At 72.0% G+C, this 25,427-nt stretch carries 24 protein-coding genes; 14 read left to right on the top strand and 10 right to left on the bottom strand.

From position 1 onward, the window contains the following. Positions 1-135: 135 nt before the first annotated feature. Both ACH01S_RS30570 and pntB read left to right on the top strand, forming a co-directional pair. Positions 136-1,662 carry a Re/Si-specific NAD(P)(+) transhydrogenase subunit alpha gene (locus ACH01S_RS30570; protein WP_067899421.1) on the top strand — a complete coding sequence of 509 codons (1,527 nt, stop codon included), beginning with the start codon at positions 136-138 and terminating at the stop codon, positions 1,660-1,662. A gap of 3 nt (positions 1,663-1,665) precedes the next feature. Continuing rightward, a complete protein-coding gene (gene pntB / locus ACH01S_RS30565; RefSeq protein WP_067899419.1) occupies positions 1,666-3,126 on the top strand; it encodes a Re/Si-specific NAD(P)(+) transhydrogenase subunit beta in 1,461 nt (486 codons plus the stop codon). A gap of 19 nt (positions 3,127-3,145) precedes the next feature. Here pntB and ACH01S_RS30560 read toward each other — a convergent pair whose 3' ends face one another. Next, positions 3,146-4,111, bottom strand: a complete 966-nt coding sequence (locus tag ACH01S_RS30560; RefSeq protein ID WP_067899417.1) for a helix-turn-helix transcriptional regulator — start codon at positions 4,109-4,111, stop codon at positions 3,146-3,148. Positions 4,112-4,243: 132 nt separating this feature from the next. Between ACH01S_RS30560 and ACH01S_RS30555 the strand changes: the two genes are divergently transcribed. The 11 genes from ACH01S_RS30555 to ACH01S_RS30505 all read left to right on the top strand — a co-directional run bounded on the left by ACH01S_RS30555 (position 4,244) and on the right by ACH01S_RS30505 (position 14,090). Beyond that, positions 4,244-4,639 carry a RidA family protein gene (locus ACH01S_RS30555; protein ID WP_067899415.1) on the top strand — a complete coding sequence of 132 codons (396 nt, stop codon included), beginning with the start codon at positions 4,244-4,246 and terminating at the stop codon, positions 4,637-4,639. A gap of 341 nt (positions 4,640-4,980) precedes the next feature. Continuing rightward, complete coding sequence (locus ACH01S_RS30550) at positions 4,981-5,883, top strand: amidohydrolase family protein (RefSeq protein ID WP_067899413.1); 903 nt, start codon at positions 4,981-4,983, stop codon at positions 5,881-5,883. Next, positions 5,880-6,629 (top strand): RraA family protein, encoded by a 750-nt coding sequence (locus ACH01S_RS30545; RefSeq protein WP_067899411.1) that lies wholly within the window; start codon positions 5,880-5,882, stop codon positions 6,627-6,629. The genes ACH01S_RS30550 and ACH01S_RS30545 overlap by 4 nt, the downstream gene beginning before the upstream one ends. Then, complete coding sequence (locus tag ACH01S_RS30540) at positions 6,630-7,685, top strand: alcohol dehydrogenase catalytic domain-containing protein (protein ID WP_067899408.1); 1,056 nt, start codon at positions 6,630-6,632, stop codon at positions 7,683-7,685. A gap of 35 nt (positions 7,686-7,720) precedes the next feature. Continuing rightward, entirely contained in the window at positions 7,721-8,839 is a 1,119-nt protein-coding gene (locus tag ACH01S_RS30535; protein WP_083981306.1) for an ABC transporter substrate-binding protein, read from the top strand. Between the two features lies 1 nt (position 8,840). Beyond that, positions 8,841-9,644 (top strand): ABC transporter ATP-binding protein, encoded by an 804-nt coding sequence (locus ACH01S_RS30530; protein WP_067899402.1) that lies wholly within the window; start codon positions 8,841-8,843, stop codon positions 9,642-9,644. Next, positions 9,641-10,426, top strand: coding sequence for an ABC transporter permease (locus tag ACH01S_RS30525; RefSeq protein ID WP_067899399.1), 786 nt, complete (start codon positions 9,641-9,643; stop codon positions 10,424-10,426). The genes ACH01S_RS30530 and ACH01S_RS30525 overlap by 4 nt, the downstream gene beginning before the upstream one ends. Further along, positions 10,419-11,276, top strand: a complete 858-nt coding sequence (locus tag ACH01S_RS30520) for an ABC transporter permease (protein ID WP_067899396.1) — start codon at positions 10,419-10,421, stop codon at positions 11,274-11,276. Before ACH01S_RS30525 ends, ACH01S_RS30520 begins: the two co-directional genes overlap by 8 nt. Next, positions 11,273-12,412, top strand: coding sequence for an amidohydrolase/deacetylase family metallohydrolase (locus tag ACH01S_RS30515; RefSeq protein ID WP_067899390.1), 1,140 nt, complete (start codon positions 11,273-11,275; stop codon positions 12,410-12,412). The genes ACH01S_RS30520 and ACH01S_RS30515 overlap by 4 nt, the downstream gene beginning before the upstream one ends. Positions 12,413-12,531: 119 nt before the next feature. Then, positions 12,532-12,939 carry a YciI family protein gene (locus tag ACH01S_RS30510; RefSeq protein WP_067899389.1) on the top strand — a complete coding sequence of 136 codons (408 nt, stop codon included), beginning with the start codon at positions 12,532-12,534 and terminating at the stop codon, positions 12,937-12,939. 5 nt (positions 12,940-12,944) lie between these two features. After that, on the top strand, positions 12,945-14,090 hold the full coding sequence (locus tag ACH01S_RS30505; protein ID WP_067899386.1) for an RNA polymerase sigma factor: 1,146 nt from the start codon (positions 12,945-12,947) through the stop codon (positions 14,088-14,090). A 29-nt stretch (positions 14,091-14,119) separates the two neighbouring features. Here ACH01S_RS30505 and ACH01S_RS30500 read toward each other — a convergent pair whose 3' ends face one another. The 7 genes from ACH01S_RS30500 to ACH01S_RS44920 all read right to left on the bottom strand — a co-directional run bounded on the left by ACH01S_RS30500 (position 14,120) and on the right by ACH01S_RS44920 (position 23,040). Continuing rightward, a complete protein-coding gene (locus ACH01S_RS30500) occupies positions 14,120-14,743 on the bottom strand; it encodes a dihydrofolate reductase family protein (protein WP_067899383.1) in 624 nt (207 codons plus the stop codon). A gap of 156 nt (positions 14,744-14,899) precedes the next feature. Next, on the bottom strand, positions 14,900-15,751 hold the full coding sequence (locus ACH01S_RS30495) for an SAM-dependent methyltransferase (protein ID WP_083981305.1): 852 nt from the start codon (positions 15,749-15,751) through the stop codon (positions 14,900-14,902). 163 nt (positions 15,752-15,914) lie between these two features. Next, positions 15,915-17,351 carry a tetratricopeptide repeat protein gene (locus ACH01S_RS30490; protein ID WP_067899379.1) on the bottom strand — a complete coding sequence of 479 codons (1,437 nt, stop codon included), beginning with the start codon at positions 17,349-17,351 and terminating at the stop codon, positions 15,915-15,917. Positions 17,352-17,440: 89 nt separating this feature from the next. Then, on the bottom strand, positions 17,441-18,790 hold the full coding sequence (locus ACH01S_RS30485; protein ID WP_067899376.1) for a DUF4407 domain-containing protein: 1,350 nt from the start codon (positions 18,788-18,790) through the stop codon (positions 17,441-17,443). After that, the gene (locus ACH01S_RS43910) at positions 18,790-20,139 is read right to left on the bottom strand and encodes a hypothetical protein (protein WP_067899373.1); all 1,350 of its coding nucleotides are present in this window, start codon (positions 20,137-20,139) and stop codon (positions 18,790-18,792) included. Before ACH01S_RS43910 ends, ACH01S_RS30485 begins: the two co-directional genes overlap by 1 nt. Beyond that, a complete protein-coding gene (locus ACH01S_RS30475) occupies positions 20,136-22,286 on the bottom strand; it encodes a hypothetical protein (protein WP_067899371.1) in 2,151 nt (716 codons plus the stop codon). Before ACH01S_RS30475 ends, ACH01S_RS43910 begins: the two co-directional genes overlap by 4 nt. Positions 22,287-22,290: 4 nt before the next feature. Next, positions 22,291-23,040: a hypothetical protein gene (locus ACH01S_RS44920; protein WP_067899368.1), complete on the bottom strand. Its 750-nt coding sequence runs from the start codon at positions 23,038-23,040 to the stop codon at positions 22,291-22,293. A 214-nt stretch (positions 23,041-23,254) separates the two neighbouring features. On the opposite strand from ACH01S_RS44920, the gene ACH01S_RS30465 reads away from it, so the two are divergent. Next, positions 23,255-23,722, top strand: a complete 468-nt coding sequence (locus ACH01S_RS30465; protein WP_067899363.1) for a Pycsar system effector family protein — start codon at positions 23,255-23,257, stop codon at positions 23,720-23,722. Here ACH01S_RS30465 and ACH01S_RS30460 read toward each other — a convergent pair. Together ACH01S_RS30460 and ACH01S_RS30455 are read right to left on the bottom strand one after the other, a co-directional pair. Then, on the bottom strand, positions 23,712-24,425 hold the full coding sequence (locus tag ACH01S_RS30460; RefSeq protein WP_218010452.1) for a Crp/Fnr family transcriptional regulator: 714 nt from the start codon (positions 24,423-24,425) through the stop codon (positions 23,712-23,714). The two genes, ACH01S_RS30465 and ACH01S_RS30460, sit on opposite strands and share 11 nt — an antisense overlap. Positions 24,426-24,462: 37 nt before the next feature. Then, positions 24,463-25,419: a hypothetical protein gene (locus ACH01S_RS30455; protein ID WP_218010451.1), complete on the bottom strand. Its 957-nt coding sequence runs from the start codon at positions 25,417-25,419 to the stop codon at positions 24,463-24,465. Positions 25,420-25,427 lie beyond the last annotated feature (8 nt).

Here is a 25,427-nt window from a genome sequence, read left to right as displayed (position 1 = left end):
GTGGCGTGACTGTCCCAAGTGCCCAAAGAGTCATGGCCAAGACTGGCAGACAGCGCAAAGCGGATGCGCGCCCCAGCGCGGCAGAATTAGCTTGATACCGAGATATCGGACGCCGTCCGCTGTGAGGTGATTGCCATGATCATTGGGGTGCGCAAGGAGGATCCGCCCGGCGAGCGGAGGGTGGCGGCGACGCCGGACACCGTGACCCAACTGCAGAAACTCGGATACGAGGTGGTCGTCGAGGCCGGCGCGGGCGCCGGATCCGGGTTCACCGACGACCGGTACGAGGCCGCGGGCGCCGCCATCGGCGCCGCGGACGCCGCGGACGTGGTGCTGTGCGTCGGCCCGCCGGAGCGGCTGGACGCGCTGCGCCCCGGCGCCACGTTGATCGGCCTGCTGAACCCCCGGTTCAAGCCGGAACTGGTCGAGGACCTCGCGAAGCGTCCCATCACGGCGCTGTCGTTGGACGCGGTGCCGCGGATCTCCCGCGCGCAGTCGATGGACGTGCTGTCCTCGATGGCCAACATCGCCGGATACCGGGCGGTGATCGAGGCCGCGCACGAGTTCGGACGGTTCTTCACCGGCCAGGTGACGGCGGCGGGCAAGGTGCCCCCGGCGAAGGTGCTGGTCGCGGGCGCCGGTGTGGCGGGGCTCGCGGCGATCGGCGCGGCGAGCAGCCTGGGCGCGATCGTCCGGGCCACCGACCCGCGCCCCGAGGTCGCGGACCAGGTGCGCTCGCTCGGCGGCGACTACCTCGCCGTCGCCGAGCCCGAGGCCGACGACGCCCCGGACACCGGCTACGCCAAGGAGATGTCGGACGACTACAACGTCCGCGCCGCCGCCCTCTACGCCGACCAGTGCCGCGACGTGGACATCATCGTCACCACGGCGCTGATCCCGGGCAAGCCCGCGCCGAGGCTGATCACCGCCGACATGGTCGCGACGATGCGGCCCGGCTCGGTGATCGTCGACATGGCCGCGGCCAACGGCGGCAACGTCGAGGGCACGGTCCCCGGCGAGCGGGTCGTCACCCCGAACGGCGTGGTCATCCTCGGCTACACCGACCTGGCCGGACGGCTGCCCGCGCAGGCGTCGCAGCTGTACGGCACCAACCTGGTCAACCTGATCCGGCTGATGACCCCGCAGCGGGACGGCGTCCTCGTGCTGGACTTCGACGACGTCGTGCAGCGGTCGATGACCGTCGTCCGCGAGGGCGAGCTGACCTGGCCGCCGCCCCCGGTGGCGGTGTCGGCGGCGCCCGCGGCCGTCCAGGCGGCGCGGCCGGAGGCCGAGCCGGACGCCCCGTCCCGCACCGCGAACCCGGTGGTGCGCCGGGCCGGCGTCGCCGCCGCGGCCGCCGCGATGTTCGCGCTGATCGCGCTCTCGCCCGCCGCGCTCCAGGTGCACCTGACGGTGTTCGCGCTGGCCATCGTGATCGGCTACTACGTGATCGGGAACGTCCACCACGCGCTGCACACCCCGCTGATGTCGGTGACGAACGCGATCTCCGGGATCATCGTGGTCGGCGCGCTCGTGCAGATCAGCTCGGGGAACGCGGCGATCACCGTCCTCTCGCTCGCGGCGATCCTGCTCGCGAGCATCAACGTCTTCGGCGGATTCGCGGTCACCCGCCGCATGCTCGCCATGTTCATCAGGAGCTAGGCAATGACGATCGCAACCGCGGCCACCGCCGCGTACATCGTCGCGGCGCTGTTCTTCATCCGCGCGCTCGCCGGGCTCTCCCGGCACGAATCCGCCCGCCTGGGCAACACCTACGGCATGCTCGGCATGGCCGTGGCGCTCGTCGCCACCATCGCCCTCACCATCGACGACGGCATCGACGTCCCCGCTTTCGCGCTGCTCGTGGCCGCGATCGCGGTCGGCGCGCTGATCGGCCTGAACCGGGCGCGGGCGGTGGAGATGACCGCGATGCCCGAGCTCATCGCGCTGCTGCACAGCTTCGTCGGGCTGGCCGCCGTCCTCGTCGGCTGGAGCGGCTACCTGCACGTCGAGCGCCACCCCGGCGGGACGGAGGCGACGAAGCTCGCCCGCGAGGACATGCTCGGCATCCACAGCGCCGAGGTCTTCATCGGCGTCTTCATCGGCGCCGTCACCCTCACCGGCTCCGTCGTCGCCTTCGGCAAGCTGTCGGGCAAGATGAAGTCCGCGCCGCTGATGCTGCCGGGCAAGAACCTGCTGAACGTCGGGGCGCTCGTCGTGTTCGCCGCGCTCACGGTCGTCTTCGTCGTCGAGCCCCAGTCGTGGGCGCTGATCGCGGTCACCGCGGTGGCGCTGCTGCTCGGCTGGCACCTGGTCGCCTCCATCGGCGGCGGCGACATGCCGGTCGTGGTCTCCATGCTGAACAGCTACTCCGGCTGGGCGGCGGCCGCGTCCGGGTTCCTGCTCGGCAACGACCTGCTGATCATCGTCGGCGCGCTGGTGGGCTCCTCGGGCGCCTACCTGTCGGCCATCATGTGCAAGGCGATGAACCGGTCGTTCCTGTCGGTCATCGCGGGCGGCTTCGGCCTCGAAGCGCCCGCCGCGTCCGGCGGCGAGCAGGGCCGGCACCGGGAGATCACCGCCGCGGAGACCGCGGAGGCGCTCGCCGGAGCCTCCTCGGTGATCATCACGCCCGGCTACGGGATGGCCGTCGCCCAGGCGCAGGGCCCGGTCGCGGACCTGACCGCCCGGCTGCGCGACCACGGCGTCCAGGTGAGGTTCGGCATCCACCCGGTCGCCGGACGCCTCCCCGGGCACATGAACGTCCTGCTGGCCGAGGCCAAGGTGCCCTACGACCTCGTCCTGGAAATGGACGAGATCAACGACGACTTCGGCACCGCCGACGTCGTCCTCGTGATCGGCGCCAACGACATCGTCAACCCCGCCGCCGAAGAGGACCCGACGAGCCCCATCGCCGGGATGCCCGTCCTTGAGGTCTGGAACGCCCGGCAGGTCGTCGTGTTCAAACGCTCGATGGCCACCGGGTACGCGGGCGTCCAGAACCCGCTGTTCTTCCGCGACAACACCCAGATGCTCTTCGGCGACGCGAAGGAACGAGTGACCGACATCCTCCAGGCCCTCAAGCACCTGACCCCCGCCCGCGAAAAGGCAGGCGCCCGCTCCTGACCGCCCGCCCGCGCGGACGTCACTCGTAGCGGGTGGTCAGTGCCTTGGCACGGGTGTGGAGGGTGGTGCGCAGCCACTCCGGGGTCAGGGCTTCGGCGTTCGTGGCCAGTTGCCACAGGGCCCATTCGGCGTGCCTCGCGTCCTGGAACGTCACTTCCAGGCGTAGCCAGCCGTCGGGGTCGGTCTCCTCGGCGTGGACGGCGAGTGCCGTGTCCACCAGCTCTTGCCGGCGTGCCGGGTCCACGCGCAGGAGGACGGCCACCTGGTCGCCGCCGGTGCGGAAGCGGGTGCCGCGTTCCTGCCAGGCCCTGCCCAGGTCCACCTGGTCCGGGCGTTGCGCGGGTTCGTCCAGTTCCTCGGCGGCGGATATCCGGGACAGCCGGTAGGTGCGGTCCGCGCCGGATCTCGTGGCCAGGAGGTAGCCCTGGCCGCGCACCGTGACCAGGCCGATCGGGTCGACCGTCCGCCATTCCGGGGGCCGGCCGAAGGCCGCGTAGCGGATGCGCAGTCTGTGCCCGCCGAGCACCGCGCGCCGGACTTCCGCCACGACGGCGTCCGGGACCTCCTCGGTGGTCGCGCGGCGGGACAGGAGGTCGGTGTCCGGGTCGACGAGGAGGCGCCGGGCGGCGTCGGCGGCGGTGTCCCGGTGGGCTTCGGGGAGGGCGTCGACGACCTTGAGCATGGCGGAGGCGAGCGCCGAGCCGAGCCCGAACGCCTGCGCGCCGCGCCGCGATCCGGCGATCAGCAGGGCGAGCGCCTCGTCGTGGTTCAGCCCGGTCAGCTCCGTCCGGAAGCCGGGGAGCAACGCGAAACCGCCGTGCCGTCCGCGCTCGGCGTAGACCGGGACGCCCGCCGCCGACAGCGCCTCGATGTCGCGCAGCACGGTCCGGGTGGACACCTCCAGCTCGCGCGCGAGCGTGGCTGCGGACAGCCGACCGTGCCGGCGCAGCAGCAGCACCAGGGAAACCAACCGGTCGGCGCGCATGCGAAGACTCTACGAAATACACGACAGAGGGTGTCGTGATTCTTCGGGAGGGTTGGTCAGCGGACGCCACGGCCACCCGGCCGACCGGCGTCCGCACCTGGACGATACGGAGCGAATGGGGATGGTGTGGCCATGGAGCGTACGGCGGTCAACCCGTGGGCGTGGTCGGTGGAGATGGGGTACAACCAGGGCGAGATCGTCTCCGGTCAGACCCGGACGCTGTACTGCTCCGGGCAGACCGCGATGAGCGGCGACGGCAAGCCCGAGCACCCCGGTGACATGGCGGCGCAGTTGGCGCTCAGCCTCGACAACCTGGAGGCCGTGCTCGGCGAGGCGGGCATGTCGCTCGCCGACCTCGTCCGGCTCACCGTCTACACGACGGACGTCGACCGGCTCTTCGAGCACTACGGCGTGCTGGCGGCGCGGCTGGGCGCGGCCGGGGTCGCTCCGACCACCACGATGCTCGGGGTGACGCGGCTCGCCATCCCCGACCTGATGGTCGAGCTTGAGGGCACCGCCGTCGCCTGACGCGCCGCCGCGGCTCGTGCCGATCGGACCGGCACGAGCCGCGAGCGCGCTGGAGCGCATGACGCGGAAGCCTAGGCGGCCCCGGCGGAAACTCACTCCGACTTCGCTGATGATAACGACAACAGAGCGCTTCAGCGTATCTCTCGCCGCGTAATCGAAGTCGTCAGCGAAGTGGTTCGCGGGAGCATTTAGGCAGTTGAGAGCGGTCATGCTGCGCGGTGGCGAGAACCGATCTTCGGTCGGTCGTCAGGCTCTCGCGAAATGCAACTGTTGACTTCATCAACAGTGCGTTCGAGACTACTCCCACCCGCCACGGGCGTCCGTTCAGGAAGGTCCCGAACATGCCGCCTCCCCCGTCCGAACCCGTCTCCCCCCGGAGGGTCGCCGCGCCGCCGGACCCCCATCCGAAGGCGCCCGACCTGCGGCTGCCGCCGCGCAGTTGCGACGCGCACTGCCACATCTTCGGCCCCGGCCACGTCTTCCCCTTTCCGGACGACCGCGCCTACGACCCGCCCGACGTCTCCAAGGAGGATCTGCGGCGACGGCACGACCTGCTGGGTTTGGAGCGTGCCATCGTCGTCCAGTCCGCCGCGCACGGCACCGACCACTCGGCCCTGCTCGACGCGCTGCGCGCCTTTCCCGACCGGTACCGGGGCGTGGCCCTGCTGACTCCGCGGACGGCGCCCGGCGAGGTCGCCGAACTGCACCGGGCGGGTGTGCGCGGGGTGCGGGTGCAGTTCATGCCGCGGCTCGGGGCCGCGCCGACGCCCGCCGAGCTGCGGGCGATCCTCGACCTCGTCCGCCCCTACGGCTGGCACGTGGCGTTCCACATCGGCGGCGACGCGGTGGTCGAGATGTTCGACACGCTCCGCTCCACCGGGCTGCCCACGGTGATCGACCACATGGCGCGGGTCGATCTCGCGACGGGCCTGGACGGCGAGCAGGTGCGCGCCCTCCGCCGCCTGCTCGACACCGGCGTGTGGGTGAAGCTCAGCGCGGTCGACCGGCTGTCCAGGCAGGGCCCGCCCTACGCCGACGCGGTGGAGCTGGCCCGGCTGCTCGCCGCGCAGGCGCCCGAGCGCTGCCTGTGGGGCACCGACTTCCCGCATCCGAACGTCCGCGAGATGCCCGACGACGGCGTGCTCGTCGACCTGATCGAGCGGATCGTCCCGGACGAGAAGGCGCGGCACCGCGTCCTCGTCGCCAATCCGGCGGAACTGGCCGACTTCGGTGGGGCGCCATGACCGCGGCGAGGGACGACGCGATGAGCAGGCTGCCGCCGCGCGGGACGGTCTTCACCCGGGCGCCGCGCCCGCCGGAGGAGGTGCTGCGCGCCTACGACGGGCTGGCGGCGGCGTCCGTCCACGAGGCGATGGGGCAGCGGAACCTGCTGCGCGGCGTCCGGCCGCTGGCGCCCGGCACGCGCGCGGTCGGACGGGCCGTCACGGCGCTCGACCTGTCCGGCAGCAACCTGACCCTGCACGCGATGCTCGAAGTGGCGGGGCCGGGCGACGTCCTCGTGTGGACGTCGCAGCACGGGCCGGTGGACTCGGCCGTGTGGGGCGCGAACGTCAGCGAGTCGGCCGCCGCGCGCGGGCTGGCGGGCGCGGTGATCGAGGGCCACGCGCGCGACATCGCGGACATCGAGCGGGTCGGGTTCCCGCTGTGGGCGCTGGGCGTGACCCCGGCGGCGACCGGCAAGACCCGCGCCGGGTGGGGCAACGTCCCCGTCGTCTGCTGCGGCGCGTACGTCCGGCCGGGCGATCTGATCGTGGCGGACGGGGATGGCGTGGCGGTCGTCCCGCTGGAGGACGCCGCGCGGGTCGCGGACGCCGCCGCCGCCCGCGACCTGCGGGAGGCGACGACGCTGACGCCGCGGGTGCGCGCGGGCGAGTCGCTGTTCGCGGTGCGCGACTGGGCCGGGAACTTCCCGGCGGACGGCGGCCGCTTCGTCGACGCCGAATGGGACCACCGAGAGAACGGAGCCTAGATGAAGGCCGTCGTCGCCGAGAGGACCGGTCCGCCGAGCGTCATGGAGTGGACGGACGCCGAGCCCCCGTCCCCCGCCCCCGACGAGTGCGTCGTCAAGGTGGAGGCGTGCGGGGCGTGCATGCACGAGGTGCTCGTCAGGCGGGGCGACCGGATCCAGGGCACCGGATTCCCGATCATCCCCGGACACGAGGTCGTCGGCGAGGTGGTCGAGGTCGGCGCCGCCGTCGTGGACTTCGCGGTCGGCGACCGGGTGGTCTCCAACCAGCGGCAGCGCGTCTGCGGCAAGTGCCGTGAGTGCCGGTCGGGCCGGGAGACCCGGTGCCCGCGCAAGGTGTTCCTCGGCGACATCGGGCTGAACGGCGGCTACGCCGAGCTGGTCGCGGTGTCGGACGGGAGCCTCGTGAAGGTGCCGCCGGGCCTCACGGCGCCGGACGTCGCGGTCGCGTCCTGCGCCATCGGCACGCAGCTCAACGCGCTGCGCGACGTCGCGCACCTGGAGCTGGGCGAGACGGTGCTGGTCACGGGGGCGGGCGGCGGGGTCGGGCTGCACGCGATCCAGCTCGCGAAGGCGTCCGGCGCGCGGGTGGTCGCGCAGACGACGTCGCCCGGCAAGGTCGAGGCGGTCCGGGCGGCGGGCGCGGACGAGATCGTCCTCGTCGAGCGCGGCGCCGACTACAGCAAGGACGTCCTGGACGTCACGGACGGCCGGGGCTGCGACATCGTCCTGGAGAACGTGGGCGCCACGTCCTTCCTGTCGAGCGTCAAGACCCTCGCCCTGCACGGGCGCCTCGTGCTGGTGGGCGAGGTGCAGAAGTCGCCGCCGCCGGTGGAGGCGAACCTCGTGGGCTGGCGCAACCGCGACATCTCGATCAGGTCGGCGGCGAGCACCACCCGGCGGCAGTTGGAGGACGTCCTGACGCTGATGGAAAGGGGCCTCGTGACCCCGGTGGTGACGCGGACGCTGCCGATGTCGGAGGCGCCGAGAGCCCACGAGATCCTCGAAAGCGGCTCGGCGACCGGCCGCATTCTCCTCGTCCCCGACAGCGCCGGATGACCTGACACCCGGAATGAACTGGGAAGGAAACGGAGATGGGACCTCGTAGACCGGTCTCTCTGGCATTCCGCGTACTACTGGTGTGCGTCCTGATGGCGGCGGCCGGGTGCGGCGGCGGCGACGGCAATTCGAAGGAGAATGGCAAGAACCTGCGGACGGTGAAGGTCGCCCTGGCCATCAAGGCGATGAACGCCAGCTTCGCCGCCATCCCGGTGGCCCGCTATCTCGGCTATTTCAAGGACGAGGGCCTCAAGGTCGAGACCACGTTCACGCCCGGCTCGACCCAGGCGATCCAGGCGGTCGCCGCCGGGCAGATGGACATGGCCGCGCCGGTGCCGCAGTCGCTCATTCCCGACGCGGTGAACAACAGGTCGGACCAGCGGATGTTCTTCAACTGGGCGCGGTCGCAGGTGGCGAGCTTCGCCGTCCAGTCCAGCAGCCCGATCCAGAACTGGGCCGACTTCAGGGGCAAGAAGATCGGCGCGCAGAGCCTGGGCAGCGGGACGATCCCGCTGGCCAAGGCCCTCCTGCGGGAGCAGGGGCTGAACCCGGACACCGACGTCCAGTTCGTGTCGGTCGGGCTGGAGGCGGGCGCCTACCACGCGCTGACGAGCAGGCAGGTGGACGCCCTGATGCTGTTCGACTCGCAGTACGCGGCGATGGAGAACCTCGGCGCGAAACTCCGCTATTTCAGTTCGGCGCTCTCCCAGCAGCTCTTCTCGACCGGGTTCTCCGCGAAGCAGTCGTTCATGAAGGCCAACCCGAAGGTGATCGAGGGGTTCGGGCGGGCGATGGCGAAGGCCGACGTCTTCGCCACCGCCAATCCGGAGGCGGCGATCAAGATGATGTACGCGGTCTATCCGAAGACGAACGTCCCGGGCGTCCCGGACGGCAAGAAGATGAAGGACAACAAGCGGATCCTCGCGCTGCGCACCACGCACCTCACCAGCGGCGACCCGGACGGCCACCGGAACTGGGGCTCGTTCCCCGAGTCGGGGGTGAAGGCGTGGAGCGACTTCTCCGTCGCGACGAAGCTGACGCCGCGGCCGTTCAAGCCCGAGCAGTTCGTGACCAACGAGTTCGTCCAGGCGTTCAACGACTTCGACGGTCAGCAGATCAAGAACTCGGCGAAGAACTACAAGTTCGAGGGATGACATGACGACGACGGAGCACGCGGTCGAACTCGCCGGGCTGCGGCACGTGTTCGCCGGGCGGGGCCGCGGACGCCGGGCCGTGCGGGACGTCGAGGCCGTCGCGAACGTGGACCTGACCGTCCGGCCCGGGGAGTTCGTGAGCGTCGTCGGCCCGAGCGGCTGCGGCAAGAGCACCGTCCTGAAGGCGATCGCGGGCCTGCTGCGGCCGACCGCCGGGACCGTGCGGGTCTGGGGCGAGCCGGTCACCGGGCCGCGCCGCGACATCGGCATCGCGCTCCAGGACGCGACGCTGCTCCCCTGGCGGGACGTGATGTCCAACTGCCTGTTCCCGGTCGAACTGCACGGCAGGGTCACGGAGGCGGCCCGGGAGCGGGTGTCCGGGCTGCTGGAGCGGGCCGGGCTCGCCGGGTTCGAGTCGCGGCGGCCGAAGGAGCTGTCCGGCGGGATGCGGCAGCGGGTGGCGATCTGCCGGGCGCTCGCCGACGACCCCCGGCTGCTGCTGCTCGACGAGCCGTTCGGTGCCCTGGACGCGCTGACCAGGGAGCAGATGAACATCGACCTGAACCGGGTCTGGCGGGAGACGGGCAAGACCGCCGTCCTCATCACGCACGGGATCGAGGAGGCGGTGCTGCTGTCCACCCGCGTCGTGATCCTCTCCGCGCGGCCGGGGACGGTGGTGGAGGTCGTCACCCCGCCGTTCCCCCGGGAGCGGACGAAGGAGCTGATGGCGACGCCCGAGTTCGCCGAGGTGTGCGGGCGGGTCCGGGACCGGTTGTTCGCCGCGGACGTGGGGGTCGGCGGATGACCGTCCCGCCCGCCCGCGCGAGGGCCGGGACGGCGGCGCGCTGGGGCGGGCTGGTCCTGGTCACCGCCGTCCTCCTCGCGGCGTGGCAGCTCGTCCCGTCCGGCGTGCAGGGCGACGGCTCCTCGGTGCCGAGGCTGGACGCGACGCTGAAGGCGCTCGGGCCGTCCGGCGAGTGGGGCGAATACCTGAAGGCGCTGCGGGTCACGCTCGGGGAGGCGTTCCTCGGGCTGCTGATCGGGCTCGTGGCCGGAGTGGTGCTCGGCGTGCTGCTCGGCGAGTCGAAGATCCTGCGGCAGGGCGTCTACCCGTACGCGGTGGCGCTCCAGGCGCTGCCGCCGATCGCGCTGGCCCCGATCTTCGTGATCTGGTTCGGGTTCGGGATGGCGTCCAAGATCGGGCTGGTGGGGGCGGCGACCCTGTTCCCGATCCTCGTCAGCACGATGGCGGGGGTCGCCGAGACCGACCGGAACCGGATCGAGATGGCGACGGCGTTCGGCGCGTCCAGGGCCCAGATCCGGATGAAGGTCGTGTTCCCGGGGCTGGTGGCGCCGATCTTCTCCGGGCTGGAGATCTCGGTGGTGCTGTCCTTCCTCGCCGCCATCGCCGGTGAGCTGATCAGCGCGAACGCCGGGGTCGGCGTGATCCTCCAGGTGTACCAGCGCGACTTCCGGCTGGCCGAGGAGTTCGCCGTCCTGCTGATCCTGGTCGCCGTCGGGCTGGCGCTCGCGTCGCTGGTGCGCCTCGCCCGGCATCTCGTGATGGAGCGCATGCCCGATGAATAGAGCGACCCCTCGCGGCGCGGGAGAGCGCGTCAAGCGGCGGGAGCCCGCCGTCCCGCGCGGGACGTGGCGCGCCGGGCTCCCGGCGCGGGCGGCGTTCCTCCTGCTGCCCCCGGTGGCGGTCGGGCTGGCCGGGGTGCTGCTGATCCAGCTAGTGATCTCCCGGTTCGAGATCAGCGGAGTGGTGATCCCGAAGCCGACCGACGTGGCCGCGGTGATGCGCTCGGACATCTTCCTGGAGCAGGTCGGGCAGAGCACCTGGGAGACGTGGAAGGCGACGCTGATCGGGTTCGCGCTGGGCGCGGGATCGGGCGTGGCGCTCGGGCTGCTGATGGCGGAGTCGCGGATCGTGCGGTTCGTCCTCTACCCGTACGTCGTCGCGTTCCAGTCGCTTCCCAAGATCGCCCTCGCGCCGGTGTGCGCGCTGTGGCTCGGGTTCGGGCTGACGATGAAGTTCAGCTTCGCGGCCATGCTCGCGTTCTTCCCGGCGGTCGTCGCGACGCTGGCCGCGCTGGCGGCGGTGCCGCGGACGCGGCTGGAGATGGCGGCGGCGTTCGACGCGAGCCGCCGCCAGCGGTTGCTGCGGATCTCGCTGCCGTCGGCGGTGCCGGGCATCGTGTCCGGGCTGGAGATCAGCATGGCGTTCGCGCTGATCGGCGCGATCGTCGGCGAGTTCGTCGCGCCCTCGGCGGGCGGCCTCGGCCAACTCCTGCTCAGCTACAGCGAGTCGATCAACGTGGCCGCCGAGTTCTCGGTGCTGGTCGTGCTGATGCTGCTCGGCGTCGCGCAGAACAAGATCCTGTTCGGGCTGCTGCGGGCGGGCACGGAGCGGTTCTTCGAGTCGTCGCGATGACGGCCGAGTACGACCTGCTGGTCAGGGGCGGGCGGGTGCTCGCGCCGGGCGACGGCCTGGACGGACGCCACGACGTCGGCGTCCGGGACGGGACGGTCGTCGCCGTCGCGCCCGGCCTCGACCCGGCGCGCGCGGCGACCGTGCTCGACGCCTCGGACGCGCTCGTGTGCCCCGGCCTGGTCGACGTCCACGCGCACGTCTACTGGGGCGCGACGTCGATCGGCGCCTGGCCGGACGACGTGTGCGCGGACGGCGGCGTCACCACCGTCGCGGACGGCGGCAGCGCCGGAACCGACGCGTTCGCCGGGTTCCGCCGCTGGATCGTCGGCGGCTCCCGCACGCGCGTGCTGTGCCACCTCAACCTCTCCCGCGTCGGGCTGACCGGGCTGGTGGGCGAGCTTCGTCCCGGTCTGGTGGACCCGGACGGCGTCGCCCGCCTCATCCGCGACCACCCGGACGTCATCGTCGGGATCAAGCTGCGCCTCTCCGCGCGGATCACCGGCGGGCCGTGCCGCCCGATGCTGGAGCTCGGGCGGCGCGTCTCGGCCGAGACGGGCAAGCCGCTGCACGTCCATATCGGCGGGACGGTCGAGAGCATGACGGAGCTCCTCCCGCTGCTGTCGTCCGGCGACACGGTGACGCACTACCAGACACCGCTGCCGAACGGCCTCCTGGACGGGGACGGGGTCCTCCTGCCCGCCGCGAGGGAGGCGCGGGAACGCGGCGTCCTCTTCGACTGCGGCCACGGGATGAGCCATTTCGGCTTCGCCGTGGCGGAGGCCCTGCTCGCCCAGGGCTTCCCGCCGGACACGATCAGCAGCGACCTCAGCCGCCGCTCGTTCCCCGACCTGGCCCCCGGCCTCCTCACGGTCATGAACAAGTGGCTGGCCCTCGGCCTGCCGCTGCCCGACGTGATCAGGGCGGCCACCGCGTCCCCGGCCGCCGCGCTCGGGCTGGCCGGCCGCGTCGGCGCGCTGCGCCCCGGCGCGGAGGCCGACCTCGCGGTGCTGGCCTTCGACGAGGGCCGCTTCGGCTACGGCGACGCGGTCGGCGACCGGCGGGTCGCCCGGCGCAGGCTCAGGCCGGTGGCCACCGTCCGCGCGGGCGATGTCCGCCGGACGTCCTGGATAAGGTGAGCTGAGGAGCTCCGAAAATCCCCCGGAAAAAATCGTGGTGGGATGTCGAGAACCGGTGCCCGGCTCCGTCCCAGCAGCGAACACGGCCCCGACGGGCCGTCCGCACAGAGGAGGATCTGATGGCCAAGTACCTGCTGCTCAAGCACTACCGGGGCGCCCCGGCGGCGGTCAACGACGTGCCGATGGAGCAGTGGACGCCGGAGGAGATCTCGGCCCACGTCCAGTACATGAACGACTTCGCGGCCCGGCTCGAAGCCACCGGCGAGTTCGTCGACGGCCAGGCGCTCTCCCCGGACGGCATGTTCGTCCGCTACGACGGCGAGGGGCGCCCGCCGCTCACCGACGGCCCGTTCCCGGAGACCAAGGACCTGATCGCCGGGTGGATGATCATCGACGTGGACTCCCAGGAGCGGGCGGTGGAGCTGGCCGGTGAGCTGTCCGCGGCTCCCGGCGCGGGCGGCAAGCCGATCCACGAGTGGCTCGAAGTGCGCCCGTTCCTCGGCGCGCACCCGACGACCGCGGAGTAGCGAACGTGGACGAAGCACGGCTGCGGGCTCTGACCCCGACCGTGATCGGTGTCCTCGGCCGGCGCGGAGCGGACTTCGCGGCGGCCGAGGACGCCGTGCAGGAAGCCCTGGTCGAGGCGGTGCGCGTGTGGCCGGACGACCCGCCGCACGACCCCCAGGGCTGGCTGATCACGGTGGCCTGGCGCAAGTTCCTGGACGCCGCCCGCGCCGACGCCGCGCGGCGGCGGCGCGAGGAGCGCGCCGACGCCGAGCCGCCGCCCGGCCCGAGCGACGCCGTGGACGACACGCTCCAGCTCTACTTCCTCTGCGCGCACCCGTCGCTGACCCCGTCCTCGGCGGTCGCGCTGACGCTGCGCGCGGTCGGCGGGCTGACCACGCGGCAGATCGCGCAGGCCTACCTCGTCCCCGAGGCGACCATGGCCCAGCGGATCAGCCGGGCGAAGCGGTCGATCTCCGGCGTCCGGCTCAACCGTCCCGGGGACATCGCGACCGTCCTGCGGGTGCTCTACCTGATCTTCAACGAGGGCTACTCCGGGGACGTCGACCTCGCCGCCGAGGCGATCCGGCTCACCCGCCAGCTGGCGGCCCGGATCGACCACGAGGAGGTCGCGGGCCTGCTCGCGCTCATGCTGCTGCACCACGCCCGGCGCCCGGCGCGCACCGGGCCGGACGGCAGGCTCGTCCCGCTCGCCGAGCAGGACCGCGGCCGGTGGGACACCCGCATGATCGCCGAGGGCGTCGGCATCCTCCAGGCGGCCCTGGCCCGCGACCGGCTGGGCGAGTTCCAGGCCCAGGCCGCCGTCGCCGCGCTCCACGCCGACGCCCGGACGGCCGAGGAGACGGACTGGGTGCAGATCGTCGAGTGGTACGACGAGCTGCTGCGCCTCACCGACAACCCGGTGGCCCGCCTCAACCGGGCCGTCGCGGTCGGCGAGGCCGACGGCCCGCGCGCGGGCCTCGCCGCGCTGGCGGAGCTGGACCCCGCTCTCCCCCGCTACACCGCCGCCGCGGCGTACCTGCACGAACGCGACGGCGACCGGGCGACGGCGGCCCGGCTCTACGCCGAGGCCGCCCGGGCGGCGCCCAACGTCCCCGAGCGCGACCACCTGACCCGCCAGGCCGCCCGCCTCAACGCCGTGCCGCACGCCTGAGCGCCGGTCCGCGCACCTGAGCGGACGCGTCAGCTCTCGACGGCCATGTCGCCCGTCTGGGGGGTGCCCTCGGCGAGCCCGTAGCGCAGGTGCACGACGCCGTTCGGGCTGGCCTCCGGCGGCTGGACGAGCGTGAGGCTGGTCGGCACCTCGCCCCCGTCGAACACCTTCTTCCCGACGCCGAGCACGATGGGGTGCACCCAGAGGTCGAGGACGTCGAAGAGCTTCTCGTGGAGGAGGGTCTGCACGAGGTTCAGGCTGCCGACGACCTTCACCTGCTCGTGCCGGTCGCGGATCTCGCGGACGGCGGCGGGCAGGTCCGAGCCGAGCTGGTGGGACCCGGCCCACGACAGGTCCGGATTGCCGCGCGACGCCACGTACTTGGGGATGCTGTTGAACAGCGTCGCGATCTCGTTGGCCGGGCCGCCCTCCTGGTGCGGCCAGTACGCGGCGAAGATGTCGTACGTCCGCCGTCCGAGCAGGAGGGCGTCGGTGCCCTCGTAGGCGGCGCCGATCTGCGCGCCCGAGACCTCGTCGATCAGGGGCGCCTGCCAGCCGCCGAACGGGAACCCGATCGGGTCCTCGTCGGGCCCGCCGGGCGCCTGCCCGACGAGGTCGAGCGTCGCGAACATCTCGATCTGTACCTGTCCCATGTCCACTCCCGGTGCGTTGGTCTTCCTGTCGAGAGATGGACTTCCCGGCGCCGCCGGACTCATCGCGGCGCCGGGAATTCGTGGGCGGTCACCACGCCCGCTCGGGCACATGCAAGCGCCGCCCCCGGTGGTGGGGCGGCGCTCAGGGCGGGGTGGTCAGGGCTTCCGGGCGACGGCGCCGTAGCCGTTGACGTGTGCGGGGAGGCCGGCTTCGGGGTTGTCCGGGCGCCATTGGGTGATGGAGACCAGGCCCGGGTCGACCTTTTCCAGGCCGTCGAAGAAGCCGTCGAGTTGTTCGACGCTGCGCAGGACGTAGGGCACGGTCCCGGAATCGGCGTATTGCTGGGTGCTCCGCTTGGCGGCCTCGGAAGTGTCGGTGCAGTCCCACAGTGCGAGGAGGCTGCCCGAGGGGACGCCCGCCATGGTGTCGGCGACGATCTTTTTGGCCGTCTCGTATTCCTGGCAGAATCCGAGCACGCCCATGAACATCACCGCGATCGGCTGGCTGAAGTTGAGGACGTTGGCGGCCTGTTCGAGGATCTGCCGGGGTTCGTGGTAGTCGGCGTCGAGATAGTCGGTGACGCCCTCGGGGGTGGTCCCGCGCATCAGCGCGCGCGCGTGCACGAGGACCATGGGGTCGTTGTCGGCGTAGACGACGCGGGCGTCGGGCGCGACGCGCTGGGCGATCTCGTGGGTGTTGGACTCGGTGGGCAGCCCGGCGCCGATGTCGAGGAAGTTGCGGATCCTCTCCTCGGCGGCCAGGTAGGTCACGACGCGGATCAGGAACGGGCGCGACTCCCTGGCCAGCGTGATGACCTCGGGATTGATCGCGGCGGTGGAGTCGCCGACTATCCGGTCGGCCGCGTAGTTGTCCTTGCCGCCCATCCAGTAGTTCCACGTCCGCGCCGGGGACGGAATGTCGGTCCTAAACCGTTCTTGCGCATACTGGGGCAGTTGGGGAGGAATATCAGCGGTGGGGTCGCCGGAGGAACTGTCGGCAGGAGGCATCGTCGGCTCCTCGAAGGGGATCGGCCGGTCGCGAGAATCCTAGCGGGCGATGCTTTGGCGTTCCCGGTCTATTATGCCCTTCGCCGGGGCGCTGTCGCCGCTTATACGTTTGATCGTTTTAGCGATCGAACAATGCGCGGCGTCCGGTTTTCGGCCGTGCCGCTCACCGGTCGGCGCTGATCGCGGTGACGCGGTCGTCGAGGTCGAAGAGCACGGTCAGGCGGTACGGGTTCGCGCCGTCCCGCCGCTCCCCCTGGATGCGGGCGGGCGTGTTCGCGACGATCCTGGCGCCGTCGCGGCCGAGGACGGCGGCGACCTCCGGATGCTCCTTGGCGTTCGCGAACGGGCAGCGGACGGTGACGCGGTGCCCGTCCGCCGACTCGACGACGATGACGGCGGGCGACTCGGAGACCTCGAACCCGTGGTGCTCCATGAAGCCGCGGACCACGCGGTGCTGCTCGTCCGGCCAGACCTCGGCGGCGTGCGTGAGGAGCCGGGGCGCCGACAGCGGGTCGAACGCCGCGGTGGGCACGCCCGGATCGTCGACGGCCAGAACGAGACGCCCCTTGCCGCCGTTCACGGTGACGAGGCTGACCCCCTTCGCGCCGATCAGCGCGGCGGCGGAAAGGGCCATCGTGGCGGCGCCGTCGGCCGGACGGTTGAACCGGGAGAAGTCGAGATGCCCCTTGATCAGTTCGGGGATCTGGTTCCGTTCACCGAATCCGCGAATGGTGCGCAGGGCCGCCAAGGCGGGCAGGTCCTGATCCCAACTCGGATTGTCCCAGGCCCACAGCCAGGTCTGGGAAAGGTTGGAGAAGCTGCCGAGGACGGTGAGTCCCCCCAGGGTGCGGCCGTCCAAGGTGACGGTCGCCGCCTCCGGATCCCATTCGACGCGGTTCTGCGCGAACGCGTCGTTGAAGACGTCCTGCTGCTGGATTCCGGCGGCGGATATCTCGCTCGCGAACGCCTGGAATTCCGGGCTGTAGAACGTCGGGCCGTCCGGGAAGGCGCTCCAGAACCGGGCCATGCGGTGCCGTCCCGCATTGGCGTAGATGTCGCCGAGCCTGCGCGCGGCCTTTTCGTTTCCGACGTCGAGGACCGCCCTGCGCAGCCAGGCGACTCCCTCGTCCACGTCCTGCCGGGAGAGATGGACGTCCGCGAGCGCGTACGCGGCGTCGGGGTGCTTGAGGTCGGCGGCGCGCCGCCACGCGTCAAGGCGCTTCTCGGGTTCGCCCCGGTCCTGCCAGACGAACCCCAGGTTGTACGCGGCGATGGCGTTACCGAGGTCGGCCGCCCGGCCGTACCATTCGGCGGCGGCGACCAGGTCGCCCTTCCCGCCGTCGTCGTAGATCGCCCCGAGGTTGGAGGCCGCCTTGTCGTTGGCCTCCAGTTCCCAGGCGCGCAGATAGCACCGCTTGGCCTCGTCCACATCCCCGCGCTCGCCCAGCAGAACCCCGAGGTTCAGGGACGCGCCCCCGTGCCCCTTCTCGGACGCCTCCCGGAAGCACCGCTCCGCCTCCGCGCGGTCGTCCTCGCGCAGGGCGGCGAGCCCCTTCTCGAACAGGACGGTCGCCTCGGCCGGGCGCCCGGCATCGCTCATGGGAGCACTCCCCGTGATCTCGTGTTCGCCGATCGGTCGTCAAGACCGACGCCGAAACGGGATCACGGGTTCGCCGAAAACCCCGCCCGTCATTCGGACGCGGGGCCGGGACTGCCCTTCAGCCGGGCCGCCATGTCCCGGATCTGCTGCTTCACCTGCTCGCCCTCGCTGTCGCGCGCCTCGGCCTCGGTGCGCTCCCTGTGCAGGCGGCGGTCGCGCTCCTGCTCCTCCATCACGCGGAGGGCGTCGAGCCGCGACTGGACGCTCAGCGTCTTCTCGTACTTGAGGAAGATCTCGTGCTTCTCCATGTCGGCCACGACGTGGTCGGCCACCTGGCGGTCGTAGGTGCTGAGCCCGGCGAGGCGCTTGGTCAGCACCGGCATGCAGTCCAGGATGATCAGCGCGAGCCGGACCAGGACGGCGAACAGGAACACCATCGGGCTCCGGCGCTGGAGCGTGAAGAGCGCGTCGTCCTCCTCCAGGATCCCGATCCTGCCCTCGGGACGGGGCAGCTGCTTGTCGATCTCCCGCATGACCTCGGACGCGTAGGCGGCGTTCACCCTGCCCTGGTCCTCGACGGCGGCCTTGGCCTTGCCCTGGAGGTCGGCGAGCTGCGCCCGCCGCTCCGGGAGCTTGGACGTGCCGAGGAACGCCTCCCGCTCCCGGCGGATCTGGCGGCAGTTCGGGCCCTCGCCGCGGCGACCGGTCGTCTCGTCCCCGACGCGCTCGCCGCCGCATTCGGCGTGCCCCAGCCTCTCCAGCCGCCGCAGCGCCTGCGTGTCCTTGTCGATGGCCTTCGACAGCGCCGCCGCCTGCGCGTCGAGCGAGGCGACCGTGTCCGCCGCCGCCACCGGGTTGGCGCTGACGGTGATGAGCAGCCGCCGGTCCCGGCACGAGTCGGCGTCCTTCGCGGGCAGCCGCCGGTACGGGACGGGGTTGCAGGCCGTCAAGGCGCTGAGCCTGGCGGCCCGCTCGACCCGCCGGTCCTCGGCCACCTGCCGGTGGATCGCGGGCTCGAAGATCTTGATCAGCAGCGGCTCGGCCACTACGAACCCCAGCACGACGGCGAGGACGATCCGGGCGAGGAACACCCCGCGGCCGCCCTGCGTCCCGTGCGAGCTGGCGATCAGCCAGCGGTCGACCGAGAAGATGATCCAGCCCCAGAACAGCGCGAACAGCAGCGCCACCGGGAGCGGCACGTCCGCGAACTTCTGCACCATCACGAACATGGACGCGGCGGCGAGCAGGCCCGCGTTCAGCACGATGAAGGCCATCGCGGTGTAGCGTCCGCGGTCCAGCGGGGCCCTGCCGAGGACCTTCTCGTCCACGCCGACCAGGGAGCGGAGCCACCGGCCCCGCCCGCTCGGACCGCGCTCCGGCCCCCGGGGCGGCTCCGCCTCCTCGGGGGGCGCGGTGAAGGGGTCCTGGACCGCCGTCATCAGAGGTCTTCCTCCCGGTACGGCTCGTCGTCGTCGGCGGTGGCGGCGCCGCCGGCCGCGGCGCCGCCGGTCCCGTCGTCCGCGGTCCCGGCGTCGACGGCCGCGGGCGCGGCGGACTCCAGCGGGGGCGCGGGCTCGTCCGGAACGGGGTCGGCCACCTCGACCTTCAGGCTGGGCTCCGGCGTGGACGGCACCTCGACGGCATTCCCGGCGACGAGCTCGGTGAGGATGGAGTCGATCTCCTTGATGCCGCGCTCGTCGAGGAGGCCCTTGCGCACCATCTCCTTGAAGACGTCGAGCCGCATGATGATGCCCTGGACCCTGGTGTCCCGGGAAAGCTGCGCGTTCTTGACCGTGTCGTCGTAGGCGCGGTCCTCGCGCAGCCGTTCCAGCGCGTAGAGCCGGTCGGCCTCCTGCTGGTACAGCTCGGCCAGCTCCTTGGCGCTGATCTCGCCCCGCTCGGCGGCGATGGCGTGGGCCATCAGCGGGTTGTCGCCGACCGCGGCGGTCACCTTCGCGGCCTGGCCGAGGTTGAAGGTCGTCTCCGCGTCGCGCCTGCGGTGCGCGGCGGCCAGCGCGTCCTCCTCGTCCCGCTCCCGCTGCTCCGCCTTCAGCCGGTCGCCGCGCAGCTTGTGGATCTCCTGCTCGGTGCCGAGCACCTCCAGCTTGAGCTTGCGCAGCTTGGTCTCGGCCTCCTCCTCGGCCTCGGCCCGGTCGAACCTCCCGGACCTCGCGAGGCCCGCCAGCCGGTCCTGGTGGACGAGATCGTCCTTGACGGCCTTGCCCAGGTACTCCTTCACCTCCGGCGGCGCGGGGATCTCGACGTTGCCGAGCGTCGCCGTCATCCCGGAGAGCTGGACGGGCACGTAGTGGTTGTAGGCCTGGAGTTCGGCGCGCACCTCCGTCCGGGCCGCGAGGAAGTCGGCGAGCCGGTACTTGGCCCCCGCCTTGAAGACGTCGTCGTGGGCCCGCAGATACGCGGCGAGGAAGTCGCGGATGTCGCCGAGCCCGGCCTCCACCACGGCGACCGGGTCGTGGACGCGGCAGGTGAACTCGACGCCGACGGCGAAGAGGCCGCCCTCGGCGGACGGGATGGAGAGCTCGACCCTCAGCTGCTTGTTCTCCGTCATGTCGACGACGCTCACGTGCGTCGCCTCCACGACGATCTCGTCGTCCAGGCCCAGCCGCCCGCTGTCGAGCACGTGCCTGCCGCCCGAGCGGAGCACGAGCACCTCGCCCGCCGTCGGGACCGGGATCTCCGCCGCGTCGCGGCTCCGGGAGCGCAGCCCGAGGAGGCCGGACCTCGGCACCGGCGACAGGACCTTCTGGGTGATGATCGGGTAGGTCACGCTTGTTCTCCCATACGACGTCGTGCTCGTTCGATGGCCGCGAAGAGGGCGGCGGTGACCGGGTTCGTCCCGTCGCGCCGGTTGGCGGGGCTCTCCGCGAGCGCCGTGAAGTCCTTGGCGAGCTCGTCCTGCTGCTCCTCGGTGAGGAGGCCGCCGAGGACGTCGCCGAGCCGCTGGGCGATCCGCTCCGGCTCCTCGCTGTGGTGCCGCAGGGCGTCGAGGTTGGCGTGCAGCGCGGCGAGCGCCGCGTGCCGGACCGGCCGGTTCACGAGGAGGACCGACCAGGTGTAGCCGAAGGCGTCCGCGAGGTCCGGCCGCTCGCACAGCAGCCGCGCCGCGAGCGGGCGGCCCTGCGGGTCGTCGGTCCGGTAGACGGCGAGCATCGCGCGCAGCGCCGCCCCGTACATCTCGATCTTGCCGGGCACGCCGCGCAGCTTCCTGATCTTGTTCTCCAGGAACTGGACGACGTGGACGCGCCCGGCCGCGTCCTCCTGGGACAGGAACAGCCCGCCGAACGCCTCGACCGCGAGCGGCCCGAGCACGGCGCCCCGGTTGCCCGCCAGCCGCCAGAGGTTCTTCACCGCCTCCAGCGGGAAGAGCCGGCCGAGGACGCCCGAGAACGCGATGATCGCGTTGTACCGCTGCCCGTACGTGCTGCCCCGCCCGGTCCATCCCTCGGCGACCCGGAGCGCGACGGGCGCGAGGTCCTCGTCGAAGCACATGAACCACAGCACGTGGACGGTCGTCAGCCGCCGCTGCCTGGCGTGCGAGCGGGCCGGTTCCCCGCGTCCCATCGCGACCGACCACGGGACGAGGTAGGAGCCCTCGACCTCGTCGAAGCTCGACGCGGCCAGCCGGGCGAGGCCCGCCGCGATGCGCAGGGCGAACTCCGGCTCGATCAGGATGCGTTCGAGCCAGGCGCGGACCGCGTCCCAGAAGTGCTCGTCGAACCGTCCGGTCATCTCGGCGAAGACGAAGCGCCGCGCCTCCTCCTCCCGCAGCTCGATCACCCGCCGGGGCCGCCCGTCGACGCTCACCTGCCGGATCCCGATCAGCGGGTTCTCCAACTGCCTGCCCCTGGCCTGCGGGAACGCCTCCCCCGCCGCGGCCCCCGGCGGACGCTCCGCGGGATCGGCGGCGGCGGGCTCCGCCGGCACCGGCACCGGCACCGTCATCGCCAGCTCCGCCTTCAGCAGCTCCCGGCACTCCCCGAACAGCCGCTCCGACAGGCCGGGCAGGAACGCGAGGACGGTGACGTCGAGCACCTCGTCCCGGGTCGGCTTCCCCTCGAACCACTCGCGCACCCGCTCCTGCGCCGCCCGCCGCAGGACGGAGGAGATCGCCTCCTCCGGCGGCAGCCCCCGGACGAGCAGTTCGGTGATCTCGACCAGCGACGCCATCGTCACCGCCTCGGGCAGCGCCTCGACGAGCTTCGCGATGTCCGCGTCGGACGGGCCGGACGGTCCGTCGCCCGCGTGGGCGCGGACGACCGCCGCCAGGTCCCCGGGCGGGCACCACTCGATCCGGGCGGTCACGGCCGTGCGCCGGTTCTCCTCCGAGGAGGTCACCACCAGGAAGGAGCCCTTCTCGCACAGCTCCCCCTGGACCCGTTCCCAGTGGTGCTCGGCCTCCTGGTCGGACACGCCGAACCAGCCCGGCAGCAGGTAGCCGGTGCGCTCGTCGAACGCGCGGGCGGCCAGTTCCCGCAGGCTCCTGGTCGGGGACAGCTTGACGATCGGCGCCTCCGGGCCGAGCACCTCGACGAGCAGGTTGACGGCGCCGGTGACCTTGCCGACGCCGTCCGGCCCGGTGAGGGTGACGACGGAGTGCTTGCGCAGCGCCTCGTCGGCGGCCTCGAACGGCTCGGGCGCCACGAAGTGGCGGGTCAGCGCGTCCACCCGGTCGCGGGGCATGGGCCCGCTCACCGCCTGGCGGCTGGCCCGGCTCGCCCCCTCGCCGAACCCGAAGTTCGCCCCCGACGCCTCCACGTCGTTGTTGAAGATGTTGATCAGCTGGTTGACCGGCGGGAGCTCGGGGGCGGGCGGGGCCTCCTCGGGCCCCTCCTTCTCGGCCGGCTTGTCGACGCGCTGGAACGGCTGGCCGTCGTCGTCGGTGCGGACGCCGTCGACGGGGGGATCCGCTGCCATGGGATCAACTCCGGAAACCGAAATTGGCGCCTCTCGCGTCCACCCGCTCGTGGAACTCGTTGTGCACCCCGGCGGGCCGCTTCCGCGCCGGCCCTTCCCGCGACGTGGCCTCGGCGTCCGGCGCGGGGTCGGGCTTCGGCGCGGGCTCGGTCTTCGGCGCGGGCTCGGCGGCCGCCGGGAGGGTGAGCGAGAGGGAGTGGACGTCGCGGCCGCGCGGGATCCAGAGCCAGGCCCGCTCGCGGAACTCCTTCACCTCGACCCGCACCTCGCGGAAGTCCTCGGGGGCGACCGAGAGGGCGTGGCCGTTGCGGACGATGTCGGTGAAGATCCGGTCGGAGAGCATGACGGCCAGGTCGGCCCTGGACTCGGTGAGGGCGGCGCGCAGTTGGGGGCTGTCGCAGAGCCGGGCGACCTCGACGGGGCCCCGGCCGCTGCGCCCGTTCACGTCGGCGATGGCCGTCCCGTAGTGGATGGCGAGCCTGAGCCGCAGGCGGTGCTCCCACGGCGCGTCCCCGTTGCGCCGGCTCAGGAAGGCCGCGAGGTGGCGCGGGAAGTCCCCGACCAGGCGCCCCTCGGCGGTCTGCGGGAGCAGGACCGAGAACTCGCCGTCCCCGGCGCGCTGCCGCTCCCAGCCGCCCCGGTCGAGTCCGGTCGAGTCCGCGGCGCGGTCGAGGACGTCGAGGAGCCCCGTCTGGATGGCCGACTGCCGCTGGTCGTCACCGCTTCCGTACCCCGTGGCGTCGACCGAGATCATCGGACGCCGTTCGAATTCCCCTACCACCGTGCCCCCCTTGGCGAGTTGGAGTCGGGAATCGGGATCGTCGCACGCCCCGAAGCGGTAGACGCTGTACAAATACTCGTTTCGGGCAGGTCGGCTACATCACTCCGGCATTGCGGATTAGTACCTGATCTCGGAGCCTCCGGGCTGGTTCGCTGAACGTACGCGAAGTCCGCCGTGAGGAGAGAATGTGGATTCCGATTCCATCGCTCATGACGCCGAACACGACGCGATGGTCGCCCTGAACGCCATGGGAACCTTCCAGAACTACCTGCAGCACGCCGACGCGAAGGTCTCCGTCCTGTACGCGGTGCTCGCGAGTTCGGCGGCGGCGGTGCTGAGCGCCGCGGGCGACACGTCCGCGCTCTTCGCCCTCGGCTACCTGGCGGTGTTCGTCGGCGCGGGCGTCCACCTCACCCAGGCGATCCGGCCGCGCCTGGGCGGCGAGCCCACGGTCAGCGCGTTCGGCATCCTCGGGATCACCGAGCGGCTGCCCGCCGACGCCGCCGCCCAGCGGGACGAGGCGTGGGCGATGGCCCGCACCCTCGCCGGGGCGGCCGCGCTGAAGCACCACCACGTCGTCCGGGCGATCCCCTGGACGGCGGCGTCGGTGGTGCTGGCCCTCGCCAAGGTCCTCTGGGTGTCGGTCAGCGGCTGACCATGGCGAACTCCCGCAGTCCCCGGAGGTCGGACACGACGACGCGGCGGTAGCCCGTCCTGATCAGCCCGGCGGCGCGCAGTTGCTTGACGGCCTTGACCGCCGACTCCCGCGCGGCGCCGACCAGCTTGCCGAGCTCCTCCTGGGTGAGCTCGATCCCGAGGTTGACGCCGTCCTCGTCCGGGTAGCCGTGCCGTTCGGCGAGCTGGACGAGGACCCGCGCGAGCCGCTGGTCGACGGGGTACCCCGCGAAGTCCAGCCGCCGCTGGTTGGCCCAGTCGAGCCGGTCGCCGAGCATCGTCGCGAGGAGCCGCCACGCTTCCGGATTGCGGTGGAGGAAGCCCAGGAACCGCTCCTTCGGCAGCCGGTGGACGGCGCCGTCCGTGCACGCGATCACGGTCGCGGACCGGTCGGTGTCGCGGATCGCCGCCAGCTCCCCGACCAGGTCACCGCTGACCCTGATGCCGAAGAGGACCTCCGCGCCGTTGTCCAGGCCGCCGACCACCTTCACGCACGCCGGGGAGCGGCTGCCCCGCGCCCGCAGCACGAGCACCTGGTCGGTGGACGCGCCCTGCGCCATCAGCCGCTGCCCGGCGCGCACGCGCTGCTCCGGCGCGATCGCGAGCAGTTCGGCCTGGAGCGACGCCTTCAGCCCCGCCATGAACGTCCCGATCGGCCAGTTCTCTCTCCCTGCTTCGCCCACATTCCCACTATCCCCGTCCGAGGCGGGGCGATGGGTGTCAAGTGGTGCAGTGTTTATCGGTGTCGCGGCGTACGGTCGCGCCGGTGAACTCCTCGACGATGGCGAGGTTCGCCGGGGAGTAGTTCGTCGCGGTGATCTTGTCGGCGTCGGGGCTGCCGAGTTTGCCGGTGTAGGGCGCGGACCTGTCCAGCCAGTACGCGGTGCGCAGGAACTGGATCAGGACGAGTTCGCGCAGTTTCGGCTCGTTCTTGATCTTGGCCCAGTAGTCGGGGTGCTTGTCCTTGGCGACGCGCAGGTAGAGCAGCAGGTAGCGGAGGTTGGTCGCGGCGATGTCCCGGGCGTTGCTGGCCCCGACGCCCTTGATGTACTCCTGCACGACGGTGACGGCGGGCAGCCCCATCAGCCCGGCGTTCAGTTCCGCGAGGACGCCCTGCAGTTTGTACTCGCCCTGCTGGGAGTCCCGCAGGTAGATGCCGTCCATGCTGTCGCTGAGCTTGTCGGTGATCAGCGGCAGGATCTCCTTGCGGGGGAAGCCGCCGTGCAGCGGGACGGCCGTCGTCTGCTGCGAGGCGTTGATCCAGGACGCTATTCGCACGTCCCACTGCGTCCGGGACGGATCCAGATCCCACATATGGGTCTCCTCGTGGATCGCCACCATCATCGACTCCGCGAAAGACTCGAAGCTCTTCGTGTTCACGAACTGGCTCCAGTACTTGTCGCCCGCCTGCGCGACGGCGAGTTTCTCCCCGCTCGGCCAGCGCCGCCGGTACATCTCCTGGAGGACCGGCATCCAGTTCGACGGCCCGAAACGGCCCTTGAGGTCGCTGACGTCGGCGTCCGGGGTCGAGGGCTCCCCGTAGCAGAAGGGCTCGGCCGCCGCGGGACGGCCCGGCGCGGTCGAGGCGGCGGACGAAGTAGCGGACAGCGGGACGGGTGCCAGCGACAGCGCGACGGCGGCGGACAGGAGGGTCAGACGACGGCCGGTGTGTTTCACGGGAGACC

It is taken from the genome of Actinomadura chibensis NBRC 106107 (genome assembly GCF_001552135.1).
Lineage (GTDB): Bacteria > Actinomycetota > Actinomycetes > Streptosporangiales > Streptosporangiaceae > Spirillospora > Spirillospora chibensis.
The sequence above is the reverse complement of the archived record's forward strand: the minus strand, read 5'-3'. Positions and strand labels throughout refer to the sequence as shown.

What these genes read in the sequence shown, in the direction of transcription:
- ACH01S_RS30570 (WP_067899421.1), top strand. Translation starts at nt 136, where the DNA reads ATGATCATTGGGGTGCGCAAGGAGGATCCGCCCGGCGAGCGGAGGGTG.
- pntB (WP_067899419.1), top strand. Translation starts at nt 1,666, where the DNA reads ATGACGATCGCAACCGCGGCCACCGCCGCGTACATCGTCGCGGCGCTG.
- ACH01S_RS30560 (WP_067899417.1), bottom strand. Translation starts at nt 4,111, where the DNA reads ATGCGCGCCGACCGGTTGGTTTCCCTGGTGCTGCTGCTGCGCCGGCAC.
- ACH01S_RS30555 (WP_067899415.1), top strand. Translation starts at nt 4,244, where the DNA reads ATGGAGCGTACGGCGGTCAACCCGTGGGCGTGGTCGGTGGAGATGGGG.
- ACH01S_RS30550 (WP_067899413.1), top strand. Translation starts at nt 4,981, where the DNA reads ATGCCGCCTCCCCCGTCCGAACCCGTCTCCCCCCGGAGGGTCGCCGCG.
- ACH01S_RS30545 (WP_067899411.1), top strand. Translation starts at nt 5,880, where the DNA reads ATGACCGCGGCGAGGGACGACGCGATGAGCAGGCTGCCGCCGCGCGGG.
- ACH01S_RS30540 (WP_067899408.1), top strand. Translation starts at nt 6,630, where the DNA reads ATGAAGGCCGTCGTCGCCGAGAGGACCGGTCCGCCGAGCGTCATGGAG.
- ACH01S_RS30535 (WP_083981306.1), top strand. Translation starts at nt 7,721, where the DNA reads ATGGGACCTCGTAGACCGGTCTCTCTGGCATTCCGCGTACTACTGGTG.
- ACH01S_RS30530 (WP_067899402.1), top strand. Translation starts at nt 8,841, where the DNA reads ATGACGACGACGGAGCACGCGGTCGAACTCGCCGGGCTGCGGCACGTG.
- ACH01S_RS30525 (WP_067899399.1), top strand. Translation starts at nt 9,641, where the DNA reads ATGACCGTCCCGCCCGCCCGCGCGAGGGCCGGGACGGCGGCGCGCTGG.
- ACH01S_RS30520 (WP_067899396.1), top strand. Translation starts at nt 10,419, where the DNA reads ATGAATAGAGCGACCCCTCGCGGCGCGGGAGAGCGCGTCAAGCGGCGG.
- ACH01S_RS30515 (WP_067899390.1), top strand. Translation starts at nt 11,273, where the DNA reads ATGACGGCCGAGTACGACCTGCTGGTCAGGGGCGGGCGGGTGCTCGCG.
- ACH01S_RS30510 (WP_067899389.1), top strand. Translation starts at nt 12,532, where the DNA reads ATGGCCAAGTACCTGCTGCTCAAGCACTACCGGGGCGCCCCGGCGGCG.
- ACH01S_RS30500 (WP_067899383.1), bottom strand. Translation starts at nt 14,743, where the DNA reads ATGGGACAGGTACAGATCGAGATGTTCGCGACGCTCGACCTCGTCGGG.
- ACH01S_RS30495 (WP_083981305.1), bottom strand. Translation starts at nt 15,751, where the DNA reads ATGCCTCCTGCCGACAGTTCCTCCGGCGACCCCACCGCTGATATTCCT.
- ACH01S_RS30490 (WP_067899379.1), bottom strand. Translation starts at nt 17,351, where the DNA reads ATGAGCGATGCCGGGCGCCCGGCCGAGGCGACCGTCCTGTTCGAGAAG.
- ACH01S_RS30485 (WP_067899376.1), bottom strand. Translation starts at nt 18,790, where the DNA reads ATGACGGCGGTCCAGGACCCCTTCACCGCGCCCCCCGAGGAGGCGGAG.
- ACH01S_RS30475 (WP_067899371.1), bottom strand. Translation starts at nt 22,286, where the DNA reads ATGGCAGCGGATCCCCCCGTCGACGGCGTCCGCACCGACGACGACGGC.
- ACH01S_RS44920 (WP_067899368.1), bottom strand. Translation starts at nt 23,040, where the DNA reads ATGATCTCGGTCGACGCCACGGGGTACGGAAGCGGTGACGACCAGCGG.